This window comes from Cryobacterium sp. 10C3 (assembly GCF_034314285.1).
In the GTDB taxonomy this organism is placed as follows: Bacteria; Actinomycetota; Actinomycetes; order Actinomycetales; family Microbacteriaceae; genus Cryobacterium; species Cryobacterium glucosi.
In genome coordinates this window covers 393,102-408,956 of the sequence record NZ_JAVIWF010000002.1, presented here as the reverse complement: position 1 = coordinate 408,956, position 15,855 = coordinate 393,102, and the positions used below count along the sequence as shown (strand labels likewise).

Sequence of the window (15,855 nt, the reverse complement as noted above, 5' to 3'; positions counted from 1 at the left end):
GAGGAGATGCGGGCGGGCGATCACGCGCGCGGCGAAGCCCACGGCGAGGCCGGTCGCGATCAGGAACCAGATCGGCCAACTCCAGCCCCCGTGAGCTGGTGCAGAACGCCGACGACAAGCGGCCCGAGGGCGCCGAGGGTGTACCCGACGCTCTGGACGAACCCGCTGAGCGCGACGGAGCCCTCGTGGGTGCGCGTACGGAGGTTGATCAGCACGAGCGCGAGCGGGAAGTAGAGCGGGCCGAGGCCGGCGAGCAGCACCCAGAGAACCGTGAGCGTGCCCGGTGCGAGGAGGAGACCCACGTCTCCGGCGATGAAGGCGAACATTCCGACGTAGATCAGGAGGCTGAGGTTCTTCATCCGTACGGCGAGCCACGGCACGACGAGCGCGCACGGCAGTCCGACGGCGGCGTAGAGGGAGAGCAACGTCCCGGCCTGGCCGGGGCTGATCCCCGCGGTCTGGGTGAGCATCAGCGGAAGCCAGGCGAAGAGCGCGTATGCGTTGAGCGACGACGTCCCGAAGACGACGGCGATCGCCCAGGCGATCGAAGAACGGCCGATGCGGGCCAGCAGCACCGGCTCGGCCTCCGGAACCGCCGGCGGGGCGCTCTGCGACATCCGGTGCCGCACGAGCATGGTGGCCCAGGGCACGAGGGCGAGGAGCGCGGGGATCATCCACATGCCGAGGGAGACCCGCCAGCCGGCGGCATCCGCTACCGGGACCGCGATGAGAGGCGGAACGAGGGTGCTCAGAGACAGCACCGTGACGTAGAGGGAGGTCACGAGGCCGACCCGGTCGGGGAAGTACTTCTTGACGAGCGGGGGCAGCAGCACGTTACCGGCGCCGAGACCTGCGAAGGTCACGATGCTTCCGCCGATGAGCCAGGTCAGGGAACCCGCGCTGCCACGGAGGAGGTGACCGGCGAGGATTGCGACAAGGGCGACGACAACGACCCGCTCGAGCCCGATGCGGCGCGTGAAGACGGGAGTGAAGATGCCGAAGACCGCGAAGCAGACCGGCGGGAGCATGCCGAGCACGCCGATGGCGAGCGCCCCGAGCGGGACGTCGACGCTGATCGCCAGGACGATCGGAGACAGCGCCGCGACCGCCGTGCGCAGGTTGGCCGCGACGAGGAGGATGCCCAGAAGCGCGAGGGTTCGCCCGGCCCAGAGACCGCGGATCGGGGTGGGGTTCACCGGCCAAGTCTATTCACCGGGCGAGTCTAGGCTGGACGTCATGCCCGACATTTCCCAGTACCTGCCGTTCAGCCGCAAGCCCCAGGTGGACGACACCGGGACGACGTCCGACTGGAGCGCGGATATCGCGGCGACCCTGACCGGAATCGCCGGAATCCTTGAGACGCTTTCCGCGGAGGAATGGGAGACACCGAGCCTCTGCGGCGGCTGGCGGGTGCGCGACGCGGCCGGGCATCTCGTCTGGCGGGTCGGGACCCCGACGCGGGAGCTGCTCGGCACCGGGTGGACGGCACTGCGGGAGCAACTGCCGAACCTGAGTGTGGACCATGCCGTCGACACCCTCAGCCGCCGGGCCGCCGAGGCAGAGCCGGCTGAGCTCATCGCGTCGCTGCAGACCACCGCCGCCGAGTACGCCGCGGGGCGGGTGACCGCCCGGGGGCGGCACGGCATCACCGAACTGACGGAGGTCGTCGTCCACGGACTCGACCTGGCGCATCCGCTCGGCAGGGCCCTTGAGGTCTCGCCGGTCGCGCTCGGCGCGGTTGCCGTGCGCCGGGCGCTGATGGCACCCACCCCGGTCAAGGCGGTCGTGCGCCGCCGCACGCTTGTGGCGACGGATGCCGGCTGGCGCGTCGGGCGCGGAGCCGTGATCGAGAGCACGGCCGTGAACATCGTGCTCTTCCTCTTCGGCCGGGAAGGCTTCACACCGACCGGGCCGCGCTCCCCCGCGGCCTAAGCCCTGAGCGCTGAGCACTGAGCCCCTGCAGCGCGCTCGCTTTCAGTGGCGGGTCGAGCCGGCGAGGAGAGTGCGGATCTGGTCGACGTCTGCCCGCATCTGCAGGATCAGCGGATCGATTCCGGTGAACGCGACCATCCCGCGGATCCGGTCGACGAACGACACCTCGACGACGTGACCGTAGAGGTCGAGCTCCCGGTCCAATACGTAGGCCTCGACCTGCTTCTGCGCGACCCCGTCGAAGGTCGGATTGTTGCCGACCGAGATGGCGGCCGGGTAACGATCCGCGCCGTCGGTCAGCCAGCCGGCATAGACGCCGTCGGCAGGAATGAGCCCCTCGGACTCCGCGGAGAGGTTGGCCGTCGGGAACCCGAGTTCGCGGCCCCTGGCCGCGCCGTGCACGACCTCGCCGCGCACGGTCGGGGTGTGGCCGAGCAGTTCGCCGGCAGCCCTCACATCACCGCTCGCGAGCAGTTCCCTGATCCAGGTCGACGAAACCCTGCGCACCCGGTCGGGCTTGACATCCTCGATCAGGTCTACGGCGAAGCCGAAGCGTGCGCCGAGCTCGGTGAGCAGGGCCACGTCACCGGCGCCGTGCGCGCCGAACCGGAAGTCCCTGCCGACGAGCACGTGCCGGGCGTGCAGTCCGTTCACGAGGACGGTCTCGACGAAGACCTCAGGCGGCAGGCTCGCGAGGTCCCTGGTGAACTCGAGCACGAGGGTGCAGTCGACGCCGGTCTCTGCGAGCAGCCGGAGCTTCTGCTCGGCGCTGATCAGGAACGGCGGGCACTTCTCTGGGGCGAGCAGGGCGAGCGGATGCCGGTCGAAGGTCACGACGACCGCCGTGAGCCCCTGCGTTCCGGCGATGTCTTTGAGCCGGTCGATCACGGCGCGATGGCCGGCGTGGACGCCGTCGAACTTCCCGATCGTGACCGCGGAGCCGGAGGTGGCGGTTTCGAGCGGGAGGGAGCCGATGCCGGAGAGGACCTTCACGAGCTGGCCTGTCGACCGGCCTGGCCCTGTGGTCGTGCCGGGCCCTGTGGACGAGCAGGGCGGTGGCGGACGAGCCACATCATCCCGAGGATCGGAAGCACGAGCGGGATGAAGAGATAGCCGCTGCCGAAGACCGACCAGACCGAGTCGTGCGGGAAGAGCGCGGGGTCGACGATGCTCAGGGTGCCGACGACGAGCACGCCGAGAAGCTCGAAGGAGATGGTCACCCACGCGACGCGGTACCAGCGGCCGCTGCTGCGCACGAGCGCGATGGTCGCGACGATGTACACGACCGCGGACAACGCAGACAGCGAGTACGCGAGCGGCGCCTGGTCGAACTTGGAGGCGATCTGGACGAACGACCGCCCGGTCGCGGCGAGCGCGAGCAGCCCGTAGACGGCGATCAGCAGGCGTCCGACGCCGGTGACCCTGCGCTTCTGCGGTCCATCGACGACGTTCTCGGCTGCGCTCTGTGGTCCGGTCATGGCCTGTTAATTATCGCAGCTTGTGGGAGCGAGACTCTCACAAGCCCTGCACTGTCCAGATCTGGAACATCCGGTACACCATGACCGCGATCGCGAGGCACGCGCCGCCGAGAATGACCGTGCTCCAGCGGCTGCGTTCGATGAGCGCCCAGGCGGCGGCGGCGACGGGAACGATGAGGGCGCTCACGAGGTAGGTGTAGAACTCGAGCAGGCTGCCGCTCGCCGTGTTCCCGGCGAAGGGTGCCGCGATCGAAACGACGAGTTGCCCGACGAGGAGCAGTTCGACGAGCGCCGTCGCGCCCATCGTGAGGTCGTTCGGGACCCGGCCGAACAGCCCGAGAAACAGGCAGAGCACGCCGGCGAGCACCGCGACACCGACCTGGAGCCAGGTGAACCACTCGATCACGAGGACTCCCCCGCTGCGGCCTCGTCGGGCGGGAAGTTGATCACGGTGCGGGCCTGGGTGCCCCGAAGCTCGACGAGGCCGACGAGCCGGCCGCCGGGGGCGATCGCGGCGAGCGGAGCCGCGGTCCCCGCTGCCCCGGTATCCGCGATCTCGGTCGTGACCTCGATACGTTTGCCGTGACCGAGGTCGATCGCCTGTTGTTCGGTGAGGTCGAGGCGCCCGAGCACACGCGTCGCGGCATCCGCCGGACTGATGAGAGCGGCGGCGACGTCGAGCTCCGCGAGGGGCTGGGCGTTCTCGATACGGAACGGGCCGATGCGGGTGCGGCGGAGCGCGGTCAGGTGCCCTCCGACGCCGAGCCCGGCGCCGAGGTCGCGGGCGAGGGCCCGGATGTACGTGCCGGAGGAGCACTCGACGCGCACCTCGAGGTCGAGGAAGCCGTCGACGGGCGTGCTCGAGAGCAGTTCGAAGGCGGCGATGGTGACAGGCCGGGCGGGCAACTGCACGTCCTCCCCGTCGCGGACGCGGGCATACGCGCGCTTTCCGTCGACCTTGATCGCGCTCACCGCGCTCGGCTGCTGGCTGATATACCCGGTCAGCTGGCCGATTCCGGCCGCAATGGCCGCGGGCTCGATGAGTGCGACGGATGCCTCAGGCGCGCGGGAGACTTCCTCGCCCTCCGCGTCGTCCGTGGTCGTCGCCGAGCCGAGCCGGATCGTGGCCAGGTATTCCTTGTCGAGCCCGACGATGAAGGTGAGCAGTCGGGTCGAGCTGTTGATGCCGAGGAGCAGCAGGCCGGTGGCCATCGGGTCGAGGGTGCCCGCGTGGCCGACTTTGCGGGTACCTGCGAGGCGCCGCGTGCGGGCGACGGCGTCGTGGCTCGTCCAACCCTGCGGCTTGTCGACGAGGAGGAGACCGCTCGCGGTGGAATGCACCCGCGCGCTGTTTCGGGACGACGTCTCGTCGTTGGGTTCGGTCTCGCGCTCGATGTCTGCACTCATGAGTGTGTCCCTGCAGTGCCGGTCGGGGCGGACATGGCGTGCGAGGCGTGCGAGCCCGTCGCGTCGAGCACGACGTCGAGCTTGCCCCGGAAGGCGCACCGCATCAGCTCCTCGGCGGCCTCGTCGTCCTCGAAGATGTCCGGGAGCCGGATGGCGAGCAGGGTGTTGAAGAGCATGCCGTTCGCGAGGAAATCCCGGATGATCTCCGGGGGAACCCGGCTTCGTCGCGCAGCATCCGGTAGATCTGCAGGAAACCCTCCCTGGCCTTGGCGCCGATCACCGGGTCATGCCCGGTGATGAAGGCCTGCATGAGCGAGAGCAGGATGCCGCGGTCCTCGATCAGGTCGACGTATGCGGCCCCGAGACGGGCGACGAGCGAGTCGGCGTCGTCGTCGCCGGCCGGCTGGGGCTCGGCAAGGACCACGCGAAAGGTCGTGATGAGTTTGTCGAGAGCACGGGCGACGACCTCGAGGAAGAGGTTCTCCTTCGTGCCGAACATCCGCACGACGTACGGCTGGCTGATCCCGGCGGCCTGCGCGACCTGGTCGGTCGTGGCACCGGAGTATCCACGTTCGCCGAAGACGCGGCTCGCCGCGGCCAGGATCTGTTCCCTGCGCAACGCCGCGGGGATTCGTTCGGTGGTCGTTTCTTTGGCTGCCGTACCGGATTCTTCACTCACTCTTGACATGGTATCCGCGAATAACTATCGTCTCTATTTGTAATCATTCGATTACAACATTCCGTGCTTCTTCGCCCCCTCGATTGGATACCACGTGTCCCAGCCCATCACGCGTCGCGTCCCGATCTGGCTCGCCATCGTCGCGTCCTCACTCCCCATGTTCATGGCCACCCTCGACAACCTCGTCGTGACCGGTGCCCTCCCCGTGATCAACCGAGACCTCGGCGCTTCCATCGAGGAGCTGCAATGGGTGATCAACGCGTACTCGCTGAGCTTCGCGACCTTCATGCTGATGGCCGTCGCCATCGGCGACCGCTTCGGCCGGCGAACCGTCTTCCTCGCCGGGATCGCGATCTTCACGGTCGCCTCCGCGCTCGCCGGTCTCTCGACAGAGCCCTGGCAGCTCATCACCGCGCGGGCGATCCAGGGTGTCGGGGCCGCTGCCCTGATGCCGTTGTCGCTCACCCTCCTCGTCGGCTCGGTCAGCGAGAAGCGCCGCCCGGCCGCGATCGGTATCTGGGGCGGAATCTCCGGCCTCGGCGTCGCACTCGGCCCGCTCATCGGCGGCGCCGTCGTCGAAGGCTGGAACTGGCAGGCCATCTTCTGGTTGAACGTCCCGCTCGGCGTGATCTCGATCCCACTCGCCCTGGTCGCCCTTCCGAACAGCTTCGGGGCCAGGGTCCGGGCGGATGTCGTGGGTCTCGTCCTCGCCGGGGTCGGCGTCTTCGGTCTCGTCTACGGCATCGTTCGCGGCAACGACGCGGGCTGGACCAGCCTCGAGGTCCTCGGCGCGCTCGCCGGCGGCGCGGTCCTGCTCGCGGCCTTCATCGCCTGGGAAGCCCGCACGCCTGACCCTTTGCTGCCACTCCGGCTGTTCCGGGACCGCAGCTTCACCGTCGCCAACCTCGTCGGCCTCACCTTCAGCTTCGGCATCTTCGGGTCCATCTTCATCCTGATCCAGTTCCTGCAGATCGTGCAGGGGCACACCCCGCTCGAGGCCGGCCTGATGACGATGCCCTGGACCCTCGCGCCCATGGTGATCGCCCCGCTCACCGGCCTGCTCAGTCCGCGAACGGGCACCCGGCTTCCGATCGTGCTCGGACTCTCCTTCCTCGCCATCGCGATGGGCTGGCTGGCGGTGGAGATGAGTGCGACGGTTGCATACATCGACCTCGTGCCCGCGTTCCTCCTCGCCGGCGTCGGGATGGGACTCGTGTTCGCGCCGAGCTCCACGGCAGTGCTCGCGAACATGGTCCCGAACGACCACGCGAAGGCGACCGGAACCAACTCGACCCTGCGCGAGATCGGCGTGGCGCTCGGCGTCGCGGTCCTCACGGCCGTCTTCACGGGTGCCGGAGGAGAGCTGACCCCGACCGGCTACGTGGATGCGGCGGTCCCGGCGATCGTCGTCGGGGCATCCGTGCTCGGTCTGGCCGCCCTGATCGGGCTCGCCCTGCCCCACGGTCGCCGTGCGCCCGCAGCGACTCCCGTCCCCGAGCCCGCCACCCTCTCCGCCTGACCCTTCCGGTAGCTCGCGAGAGTACGTTTTTGGCCCTTAAGAACGGGTTTTAAGGCTCTCCTGACGTTACCGTGGGTGGTTTCCGAGCGCCTTAACGAGTGCACGCCGCTCTCCGTCTAGGTTTCTAACTGACAAAGGCAAGAAACACAGGGACGAGAAAACGGCGTGCAAAACTCAACACTATGGCGGACTCTGCTCGGAGTCGACAAAACCATCGTCGAAGCGGTCGATCTCGACGCGGATACGGGCATGCTGGTCGCGTCGGTGCGCCCAACGGCATCGATGCGGAACCGGTGCGGGGCCTGCCGGAAGCGCTGCCCGCGCTACGACGCCGGTGACGGGCGGCGCCGCTGGCGATCCCTGGACGCCGGCTCGGTGCAAATCCACTTAGAAGCTGCGGCGCCGCGGGTGAGCTGCCGGGTGCATGGCGTGACGGTCGCCGCCGTGCCGTGGGCCCGGCATCAGAGCGGGCACACTTTGTTCTTCGATGACCAGGTCGCGTGGCTGGCCACGCAAACATCCAAGTCCGCCATCACCGTGCTGATGCGCATCGCGTGGCGCACCGTGGGCGCGATCATCACCCGGGTTTGGGCAGATACGGAGAAGCAGTTCGACCAGTTCGCGGGCCTCACCCGGATCGGGATTGACGAGATCAGTTACAAGCGCGGCCACAAGTACTTGACCTGCGTCGTGGACCACGATTCTGGCCGTCTCGTCTGGGCGGCACCAGGCCAGGACAAGGCCACCCTCGAGACGTTTTTTGATGCGTTGGGGCCGGAGCGTTCGGCACTGATCACGCATGTTTCCGCGGACGGTGCGGCCTGGATCGCCAGTGTTGTCGCGGAACGAGCGCCGAACGCTGTTCGCTGCGCTGATCCGTTCCACGTCGTGAAATGGGCCACCGAGGCCCTCGATGAAGTCCGCCGGGGCGCGTGGAACGAGGCCCGCAAAGCCGCCCGGCACAACGATGCCCGACGCACTCGCGGCCGGCCCCCAGCCGACGCCCCGGCACGCCCAGACAGCGCCCGGGCGACGGGCATCAAGAACTGCCGATACGCGCTTTGGAAGAACCCGGAAAACCTGACCGAGAAGCAACAAACGAAGCTCGCCTGGATCGTGCAGACCGACCCCCGGCTGGCTCGGGCGTACTACCTGAAGGAAGGCCTCCGTGTGATCTTCAAACTGCCTCTCGAGGAAGCGACCGAAGCTCTCGACAAATGGGTTGGTTGGGCTCGCCGCTGCCGCATCCCGTCCTTCGTGAAACTGCAGAAGAGCATCGTGAAACACCGCACCGCGATCCTGGCCTCCATCGAGCACAGCCTCTCCAACGGCCGCGTCGAATCCATGAACACCAAGATCCGCCTCATGACCCGCATCGCGTTCGGCTTCAAATCACCCGAGGCCCTCATCGCCCTCGCAATGCTCAGCCTCGGCGGGCACAAACCCGTGCTTCCCGGCCGGGACTAACCCACGGAAGAGTCAGGAGAGCCGGTTTTAAGGGCCAAAAGTGTACTCTCGCGAGAAGGACGGGCGGGATGGGCGGGGCGGGGGCGACCTAGGCTGGGGGAATGCGAATTGCTGTGATCGGTGCGGGTGCCCTCGGCGGAACGTTCGCCACGCTACTGGAGAAGGCCGGGCATACCGTGACCGTGACGGCACGGGGAAAGGCCCTGGGCGTCATCCGCTCGGAGGGCATTCACCTGACCGGCGCCTTCGGCGACGAGACCGCCCGGCCGGCTGCGGTCGAACTGCTCACCGAGACTCCCGAGCTCACACTCGTCTGCACCAAGGCGCAGGATGCCGCCGCCGCGATCACGGCCAACGCGGCGGTCCTCGACGGCTCGCCGGTGATCGTCGTGCAGAACGGGCTCGACGGCGTCGCGACGGCGCGACGGATCCTGCCGAACTCCGACTGCTTCGGGGCGCTCTCGATCATCGCCGCGAACTATGCGGCGCCGGGACTCGTCACCGTGACCACGCCGGCACCGACGTACATCGGGCACGATACCGGTGACATCGACGCGGGAACGCTCGCCTGGCAGGGTGTGCTCGACGCGGCATTCCCGACGATCGCGACCTCGAACTTCGTCGGCGCCCAGTGGACGAAGCTCGTGGTCAACATGCTCAACGCGCTCCCGGCAGTGACCGGGCTGAGCGTGCAGGAGGTCGTCGACGATGCGGGGCTCCGTCGGGTCCTGACCGCGAGCATGCGGGAGACCGTGCGCGTCGGCGTCGCCCGCGGGGTGCGTTTCGGGGCGCTGCAGGGGCTCGGCGACCGCCGGTTGCGTGGTTTCGCCGGCCTTCCGCTCTCGATCGGGCAGCTGCTGCCGCGCCTGATGCGGGCCAGGATGGGCGACGTGCCGAACCTCGGCTCGACATTGCAGAGCCTCCGCAGGGGGCAGCTGACCGAGATCGACCACCTCAACGGGGTCGTCGTGCGGGAGGCCGCGGCGGCAGGCGTCGCCGCGCCGGTCAATACCCTGCTGACTGCCCTTGTGCATGAGGTCGAGGCCACAGGACACCCGCTCACACGAGCCGAGGTGCTCGTGCGCTTCGCCCCGCTCCGACTGCGGTAGGCCTCGCGGCGCCGGCTCAGCAGCTGTCGAAGAAGAGACGGCGGGGATCCGCCGGATTGGCGAGGTCGACGACGGCCGTCGCCCACGACCTGGGCCGGACCTCGGCCCGGTAGAGCCGGTTGGCGATGGCCCGGTCGTCGGGAACAGGGGAACCACCCAGTGCAGGGTCTGTCGTGGTATCCGCAGCATCACCGAGTTCCCCGGAGGGCTTCAGCTCAGCGGCGAGGTCGATGAAAGCGCCGGTCGACGAGGCATCCGCTGCGGTCTCGGTCAGCACGCTGTACGACCAGCCGTCGCGGAGTTCCTTCCTGAGCAGGAACTCCCCGTCGAAGATCAGGGTGTCGTCCGCAGGCCCCGTCGCGCCGGCGACGCGGAACGGGACCAGGAGCGCCCTGCGGAGCAGGTCGAAGTCGTCGCGGTGGCGGAACAGTCGCTCCGGCGAGGCCGGCCCGAAGGCCGTCTGCTCCTCGGTGGAGCGCTCGAAGTCGGCGAGCGAGGCGCGGGACACGGCGTGCCCGGTCGCGGCGAAGGCCGCTGCGAGGTCGTCGGCGAAGGCGGCCCGCGCGATGGGGTCCGTCCCGTCGATCGCGACCATCGTGCGGCCTCGGCCGTAGAGGCTGAGGATCTCCGTTGCGAGGTCGCGGAGGAAATCGAGGCGTGGTGTCGAAACAAGCGTCATGAATCGAGCCTAGGTTAGTGGGGTGAATGCAACCGTCATCGCGCCCATCGAATCCGGGGGAGTGCCAGCCACCGGGTCTGCCCTCGAGGCCGAGGGCACCGGTGAGATCGCGAGCCTCGTCAATGCCTGGTTCGGCCTGCACGCTCGCGACCTGCCCTGGCGTCGCGACGGTTTCGGCGCGTGGGGCGTGCTCGTGAGCGAGTTCATGCTGCAGCAGACGCCCGTGACCCGGGTGATCCCGCACCTCGAGGCGTGGCTCACCCACTGGCCGACACCCGCCGACCTCGCCGCCGTTCCGCCGGGCGAGGCCGTGCGGGCATGGGCGACGCTCGGCTACCCGCGGCGCGCGCTCTGGCTGCACGCCGCGGCCGTCGAGATCACCGAGAACCACGGCGGAATCGTGCCGCAGGACGTCGGCGTGCTCCTCACTCTGACGGGGATCGGCGATTACACCGCGCGGGCGGTCGCCGCGTTCGCGTACGGCCACCGGCATCCGGTCGTCGACACGAACACGCGCCGGGTCATCGCCCGCTGCGTCGCAGGCCAGGCCGAACCCGCGCCGCCGAGCCGCACCCGCGATCTCGCGGCCATGAACGCGCTCCTTCCGGCGGATGTCCGTGCCGCGGCCGTCTTCAACGCCGGCGCCATGGAACTGGGCGCGCTCGTTTGCACGTCAGCACGCCCGCGCTGCGCGGACTGCCCGCTCGCCGCGCTCTGCGCCTGGCGCGCGGCCGGCTACCCGGAGTACCAGGGTCAGAAGAAGACCGTTCAGAAGAAGTTCGCCGGCAGCGACCGGCAGGTGCGCGGCCTGATCCTCGCCGAGTTGCGCTCGACGAGGCACCCGGTGACGGATGCCGAGATCGCCACGCTCTGGCCGGACCCCGCCCAGCTCGGTCGGGCCCTGTCCGGCCTCCTGTCCGACGGGCTCGCGGTGCGCGTCGCTGCAGGGTCATACTCGCTCCCCCACGAGTAGGCGCGACCGTGAGCATCCGGATCGGCACCTCCGGCTGGAGTTACGAGCACTGGGACGGGGTGCTCTACCCGTCCGGGCTCCCCGCCGCCCGGCGGCTCGAGGTCTACGCCTCCCGTTTCGACACCGTCGAACTCAACGCGAGTTTCTACCGCTGGCCGCGGGAGTCGACGTTCGCCGGCTGGAGACGCCGCCTTCCCGAGGGATTCCTGCTCTCGGTGAAGGCGCCCCGTGGGCTCACCCACGCGAAGAGGCTCTATGCTCCCGAGGTTTGGGCGGCACGGATCGCCGCGTGCTGGCACGAGCTCGGCGACAAGCGCGCCGTCCTGCTCGTGCAGCTGCCGCCGGCGATGGAGCGCGACGATGCCAGGCTGGACTTCTTCCTCGCCGCCCTGCCGCACTGGATCAGGGTCGCCGTCGAGTTCCGGCACGACAGCTGGCTGTGCGAGGAGGTCTTCGCGATCCTCGAGCGGCACGGCGCCGCATACTGCGTGCTGAGCGGCGCGAACCTGCCGTGTGTCCTGCGCGCGACCGCACCGTTCGTGTACGTGCGGATGCACGGCCCCGATCGAGAGCACCTGTACGGAGGCTCGTACTCGGAGGCCGACCTCGATTGGTGGGCGGAACGCATCCGCGACTGGCAGGGCACAGGACGGGACGTGTTCGTCTACTTCAACAACGACGGCGGTGGAAACGCGGTCCGGAATGCGAGCGGCCTGGCCTCGCGATTCGGGAGCTGAGACCCCGACCGCTGCGACGCGGCTACTTCGCGAGCGTCGCGATCGCCTGGGCCCACAGGAAGAACTTGTTGGTGCCGAGGTCACCGATCGTGTCGATGCCGAACGCCGCCTTGAGGTGCTCGGCATCGCTGTCGCTGACGCCCTGGAGCGCCGCGACCGGCGCCTTCGCGAGCTCCTCCAGAGGGAGCGTTTCGTATGCTTTGTCGAGCTTGGCTGCGATGCCGGCCATGGGGTACCTCCACAGTGAGATGGGCTTTCCGGGGAACGAAAGCGCTTTTAAGCGTAGTTCTCCCCGGTCTCCCTCGCTAGGTGCGCTGCGTCAGCGTCCGCTGGAGGCAACCGCTATTCGGCGTGGTGACCGACGGCGGGAGTCTCGTCCTCGTCGTCGTCGTCATCGTCGTCGCCCTCGAACTCGCGCGGCTTGACGTAGGGGTCTTCGTCGCCGGCGTACTGGGCGCCCTGTGCGAGCGCGCCGACCTGGCTGTCGCGCTCCCGCGCTTCGCGGAGAAGGTCGTCGATGAGGGCGGCGTTCTCGGGGATCGCGTCCGCGATGAACTCGAGCGACGGGGTCAGCCGGGCGGTGATGTTCTTGCCGACCTCGCTGCGCAGCAGCCCGGTGGCCGCCTTGAGCGCCGCGGCGCTGTCGGTGCGCTCCTCGAGGGAGCCGTAGACGGTGTAGAAAACGGATGCGTGTTGCAGGTCACCCGTCACCTTGACGTCCGTGATGGTCACGAAGCCGAGCCTCGGGTCACGCAGGCCGCGTTCGAGCCGCTTTGCCACGATGACCTTGATGCGGTCGGCCATTTTTCTGGCGCGTTCCGGATCTGCCATGGTCTCACTCCTCTTGCTTCGGTACTGCGTTACGTCGATGCGTGGAAAATCTGGTGAATCGAGAAGCTGTCGTGCTGAGCGACCAACGGGCCTCAGGCCCCTCACGGAGAGGAGCCGGAGACCCGTCGATCAGACGCGGCCTGGTTAGACGCGCGGCTTTTCCTTCAGTTCGATCGTCTCGATCTCGTCGCCGATCTGGATGTCGTTGAACTTGCCGAGACCGATACCGGCCTCGAAGTCCGTACGAACCTCGGTGACGTCGTCCTTGAAACGACGCAGCGACTCGATGCCGAGGTTGTCTCCCACGACGACGCCGTTGCGGATGACCCGCGCCTTGGCGTTCCTCGTGATGACACCCGAGCGGACGATGACGCCGGCCACGTTTCCGAACTTGGACGAGCTGAACACCTCGCGGATCTCGGCGACACCACTCTGCACCTCTTCGAACTCGGGCTTGAGCATTCCCTTGAGGGAGTTCTCGATGTCCTCGAGCGCGTTGTAGATGACCGAGTAGAACCGCACGTCGACACCCTCGCGGGCTGCACGCTCGCGGGCCTTGGTGTCCGGGCGCACGTTGAAGCCGATGATGATGGCGTTGTCGACGGTGGCGAGGTTGACGTCGCTCTCCGTGACCGCACCGACACCGCGGTGGATGATGCGCAGCTGCACGGAGTCGTCGACCTCGATCTTGAGGAGCGACTCTTCCAGGGCCTCGACGGCACCGGAAACGTCACCCTTGATGATGAGGTTGAGCGATTCGACCTTGCCCTCTTCGAGTGCACGGGTGAAGTCTTCGAGGCTGATGCGCTTGCGGGCCTTGGCCAGCAGGGCGTTGCGCTCGGCGGCTTCGCGCTTCTCGGCGATCTGACGGGCGGTGCGGTCTTCCTGGATGACGAGGAAGGTGTCACCGGCCCGGGGAACGCTCGAGAGGCCCTGGACCTGCACGGCGCGCGACGGCGTCGCGGCGAGCACGGCAACGCCGTTTTCGTCGGCCATCGCACGAACGCGGCCATAGGCCGTTCCGGCGACGATCGAGTCGCCGACGTGCAGCGTTCCCGACTGGATGAGCACGGTTGCGACCGCGCCGCGGCCCTTGTCGAGACGAGCCTCGATGGCGACGCCACGGGCGTCCTTGTCGGGGTTGGCGCGCATGTCGAGTCCGGCGTCCGCGGTGAGGAGGACGGCCTCCAGGATTTCCTGGATGCCGATCTTCTGCTTCGCAGACACGTCGACGAACATGACGTCTCCGCCGTACTCTTCGGCGACGAGCCCGAATTCGGTGAGCTGCTGGCGCACCTTCTGCGGGTTGGCGCCTGGCTTGTCGATCTTGTTGACCGCGACCACGATCGGCACATTGGCCGCCTGGGCGTGGTTGAGGGCCTCAATGGTCTGGGGCATGATGCCGTCGTCCGCCGCGACCACGAGGATCGCGATGTCCGTCACCTGGGCACCACGGGCACGCATGGCGGTGAACGCCTCGTGGCCCGGTGTGTCGATGAAGGTGATGGCGCGGTCGATGCCCTCGTGCTCGGTGATGACCTGGTACGCGCCGATGTGCTGGGTGATTCCGCCGGCTTCGCCAGCGGCTACCTTCGCGTTACGGATCGCATCGAGGAGCGCGGTCTTTCCGTGGTCGACGTGACCCATGACGGTGACGACCGGCGGACGGGCCTTGAGCTCGTCATCGGTCTCTTCGGCCAGTTCCTGGTCGATGTCGATGTCGAAGCCGAGAAGCAGTTCGCGATCTTCGTCGTCGGGCGAGACCATCTGGATCTTGTAACCGAGTTCTTCACCGAGCACATCGAAGGTCGCCTCGTCGAGGGACTCCGTCGCCGTCGCCATTTCACCGAGGTGGAACAGCACGGTGACGAGGTTTCCGGGGCTCGCGTCGATCTTGTCGGCGAAGTCCGTGATCGAGGCGCCGCGGCGCAGACGCACCACGGTTCCGCCGTCGCCGCGGGGGACGCTGACGCCACCCAGCGACGGAGCCTCGCGCAGCTCGAACTCGGCGCGCTTCGTGCGCTTGGATTTGCGGGCCTTGTTCTTGCCGCCTCCGCGACCGAACGCACCAGCGGTTCCGCCACCGGGGCCGCGACCGCGGCCACCTGCGCCGCCGCCACCGGCGGGACGCGGCGGGCCGAAGCCGGGGGCACCGGCGGGCGCGCCACCGGGGCGCTGGAAGGCGGGACGTGCTCCGCCGGCTCCGGCGCCGCCCGGACGCTGGAACGCGCCGGGACGCTGGCCGAAACCGGTCGGGCGCGGAGCCTGGCCGGGTCCGCCCGGACGCGGTGCGCCGGGGCGGGGTGCGGCGGGACGGGGGATGTTGCTCGGCGCCGTCGAGGACGGCGGGCGCTGGCCCATGCCCTGTGCGCTCGCGAACGGGTTGTTGCCCGGACGCGGCGTGGGGGTCTTGCCCATGCCCTGGTTGCTGGCGAAGGGGTTGTTGCCCGGACGTGCCGACGGCGGGCGCGGAACGCTCGCGCCGGGCTTGGCGCCCGTGGACGGACCACGGTCGGACTTGGCCGCCGGGGTGGCCGTCTTCGGGGCGGTCGGGTCTGCTGCGGCAGCCTGTTCGGCAGCCTTCTCGATGCTCGCGGACTTCTCAGCGGCTGCGGCCTTTTCGACGGCGACCGTCTGGCGCTCTGCGACGGTGAGGGGCGCGACGGGATGCGGTGCGGCATCCGCTGCGGGGGCTTCGACGGGCGCGGCAGGAGCCGCACTCGGGCGTGCACCCGGCTTGACCGCGAGGCGGGCCGGTGAGGGCCGCGCGCCGGGCTTGACGCCTGTGGGGGCACCCGGCGTTGCGCCGGCACCCGGGGTGGTTGACGGGGCAGTGGTTCCGGCGCCGGAAGCGGCGTCGGCCAGCAGAGCCGCGCGCAGACGACGGGCTACCGGGGGTTCAACACTGCTGGACGGGCCCTTGACGAACTCGCCCATCTCTTTCAGTTTCGCAAGGGCTACCTTGCTGTCGACATTGAGCTCGCTAGCGATCTCATGTACGCGTGGTTTCGCAGCCACAATTCTCCAATTCCGGGTCTGCACCC

Annotated in this window: 16 protein-coding genes; 6 read left to right on the top strand and 10 right to left on the bottom strand. The window is 68.7% G+C overall.

Features of this window, described 5'->3' with window-relative positions:
* Positions 1 to 59: 59 nt before the first annotated feature.
* Positions 60 to 1,196, bottom strand: coding sequence for an MFS transporter (locus tag RGU41_RS02460; protein ID WP_322135431.1), 1,137 nt, complete (start codon positions 1,194 to 1,196; stop codon positions 60 to 62).
* A 40-nt stretch (positions 1,197 to 1,236) separates the two neighbouring features.
* On the opposite strand from RGU41_RS02460, the gene RGU41_RS02455 reads away from it, so the two are divergent.
* Complete coding sequence (locus RGU41_RS02455; protein ID WP_322135430.1) at positions 1,237 to 1,932, top strand: maleylpyruvate isomerase family mycothiol-dependent enzyme; 696 nt, start codon at positions 1,237 to 1,239, stop codon at positions 1,930 to 1,932.
* A gap of 42 nt (positions 1,933 to 1,974) precedes the next feature.
* On the opposite strand, the gene RGU41_RS02450 is transcribed toward RGU41_RS02455, so the two are convergent.
* The 5 genes from RGU41_RS02450 to RGU41_RS02430 all read right to left on the bottom strand — a co-directional run bounded on the left by RGU41_RS02450 (position 1,975) and on the right by RGU41_RS02430 (position 5,496).
* On the bottom strand, positions 1,975 to 2,925 hold the full coding sequence (locus tag RGU41_RS02450) for a bifunctional riboflavin kinase/FAD synthetase (RefSeq protein ID WP_241975390.1): 951 nt from the start codon (positions 2,923 to 2,925) through the stop codon (positions 1,975 to 1,977).
* Positions 2,922 to 3,410, bottom strand: a complete 489-nt coding sequence (locus RGU41_RS02445) for a hypothetical protein (RefSeq protein ID WP_134445853.1) — start codon at positions 3,408 to 3,410, stop codon at positions 2,922 to 2,924. The genes RGU41_RS02450 and RGU41_RS02445 overlap by 4 nt, the downstream gene beginning before the upstream one ends.
* 37 nt (positions 3,411 to 3,447) lie before the next feature.
* Positions 3,448 to 3,816: a hypothetical protein gene (locus RGU41_RS02440; RefSeq protein WP_134445854.1), complete on the bottom strand. Its 369-nt coding sequence runs from the start codon at positions 3,814 to 3,816 to the stop codon at positions 3,448 to 3,450.
* On the bottom strand, positions 3,813 to 4,817 hold the full coding sequence (gene truB / locus RGU41_RS02435) for a tRNA pseudouridine(55) synthase TruB (RefSeq protein ID WP_322135429.1): 1,005 nt from the start codon (positions 4,815 to 4,817) through the stop codon (positions 3,813 to 3,815). Before truB ends, RGU41_RS02440 begins: the two co-directional genes overlap by 4 nt.
* A gap of 103 nt (positions 4,818 to 4,920) precedes the next feature.
* Positions 4,921 to 5,496: a TetR/AcrR family transcriptional regulator gene (locus RGU41_RS02430; RefSeq protein ID WP_322135428.1), complete on the bottom strand. Its 576-nt coding sequence runs from the start codon at positions 5,494 to 5,496 to the stop codon at positions 4,921 to 4,923.
* A gap of 94 nt (positions 5,497 to 5,590) precedes the next feature.
* Here RGU41_RS02430 and RGU41_RS02425 point away from each other — a divergent pair, with 94 nt between their 5' ends.
* The 3 genes from RGU41_RS02425 to RGU41_RS02415 all read left to right on the top strand — a co-directional run bounded on the left by RGU41_RS02425 (position 5,591) and on the right by RGU41_RS02415 (position 9,591).
* On the top strand, positions 5,591 to 7,015 hold the full coding sequence (locus tag RGU41_RS02425; protein WP_241975392.1) for a DHA2 family efflux MFS transporter permease subunit: 1,425 nt from the start codon (positions 5,591 to 5,593) through the stop codon (positions 7,013 to 7,015).
* A gap of 165 nt (positions 7,016 to 7,180) precedes the next feature.
* A complete protein-coding gene (locus RGU41_RS02420; protein WP_322135197.1) occupies positions 7,181 to 8,482 on the top strand; it encodes an ISL3 family transposase in 1,302 nt (433 codons plus the stop codon).
* A gap of 101 nt (positions 8,483 to 8,583) precedes the next feature.
* A complete protein-coding gene (locus RGU41_RS02415) occupies positions 8,584 to 9,591 on the top strand; it encodes a 2-dehydropantoate 2-reductase (RefSeq protein ID WP_322135427.1) in 1,008 nt (335 codons plus the stop codon).
* A gap of 16 nt (positions 9,592 to 9,607) precedes the next feature.
* Here the strand turns inward: RGU41_RS02415 and RGU41_RS02410 are convergent, their stop codons facing one another.
* A complete protein-coding gene (locus RGU41_RS02410) occupies positions 9,608 to 10,270 on the bottom strand; it encodes a hypothetical protein (protein WP_134559484.1) in 663 nt (220 codons plus the stop codon).
* A 106-nt stretch (positions 10,271 to 10,376) separates the two neighbouring features.
* Between RGU41_RS02410 and RGU41_RS02405 the strand changes: the two genes are divergently transcribed.
* Positions 10,377 to 11,243 carry an A/G-specific adenine glycosylase gene (locus RGU41_RS02405; RefSeq protein ID WP_322137283.1) on the top strand — a complete coding sequence of 289 codons (867 nt, stop codon included), beginning with the start codon at positions 10,377 to 10,379 and terminating at the stop codon, positions 11,241 to 11,243.
* Between the two features lie 8 nt (positions 11,244 to 11,251).
* Positions 11,252 to 11,980, top strand: a complete 729-nt coding sequence (locus RGU41_RS02400) for a DUF72 domain-containing protein (protein ID WP_134445859.1) — start codon at positions 11,252 to 11,254, stop codon at positions 11,978 to 11,980.
* A gap of 22 nt (positions 11,981 to 12,002) precedes the next feature.
* On the opposite strand, the gene RGU41_RS02395 is transcribed toward RGU41_RS02400, so the two are convergent.
* The 3 genes from RGU41_RS02395 to infB form a co-directional block, all read right to left on the bottom strand.
* Entirely contained in the window at positions 12,003 to 12,209 is a 207-nt protein-coding gene (locus tag RGU41_RS02395) for a hypothetical protein (RefSeq protein ID WP_134445860.1), read from the bottom strand.
* A 113-nt stretch (positions 12,210 to 12,322) separates the two neighbouring features.
* The gene (gene rbfA, locus RGU41_RS02390) at positions 12,323 to 12,811 is read right to left on the bottom strand and encodes a 30S ribosome-binding factor RbfA (protein ID WP_134445861.1); all 489 of its coding nucleotides are present in this window, start codon (positions 12,809 to 12,811) and stop codon (positions 12,323 to 12,325) included.
* Between the two features lie 144 nt (positions 12,812 to 12,955).
* Positions 12,956 to 15,829 (bottom strand): translation initiation factor IF-2, encoded by a 2,874-nt coding sequence (infB, locus tag RGU41_RS02385; protein WP_322135426.1) that lies wholly within the window; start codon positions 15,827 to 15,829, stop codon positions 12,956 to 12,958.
* Positions 15,830 to 15,855 lie beyond the last annotated feature (26 nt).

What these genes read in the sequence shown, in the direction of transcription:
- RGU41_RS02455 (WP_322135430.1), top strand. Translation starts at nt 1,237, where the DNA reads ATGCCCGACATTTCCCAGTACCTGCCGTTCAGCCGCAAGCCCCAGGTG.
- RGU41_RS02445 (WP_134445853.1), bottom strand. Translation starts at nt 3,410, where the DNA reads ATGACCGGACCACAGAGCGCAGCCGAGAACGTCGTCGATGGACCGCAG.
- truB (WP_322135429.1), bottom strand. Translation starts at nt 4,817, where the DNA reads ATGAGTGCAGACATCGAGCGCGAGACCGAACCCAACGACGAGACGTCG.
- RGU41_RS02415 (WP_322135427.1), top strand. Translation starts at nt 8,584, where the DNA reads ATGCGAATTGCTGTGATCGGTGCGGGTGCCCTCGGCGGAACGTTCGCC.
- RGU41_RS02410 (WP_134559484.1), bottom strand. Translation starts at nt 10,270, where the DNA reads ATGACGCTTGTTTCGACACCACGCCTCGATTTCCTCCGCGACCTCGCA.
- RGU41_RS02395 (WP_134445860.1), bottom strand. Translation starts at nt 12,209, where the DNA reads ATGGCCGGCATCGCAGCCAAGCTCGACAAAGCATACGAAACGCTCCCT.
- rbfA (WP_134445861.1), bottom strand. Translation starts at nt 12,811, where the DNA reads ATGGCAGATCCGGAACGCGCCAGAAAAATGGCCGACCGCATCAAGGTC.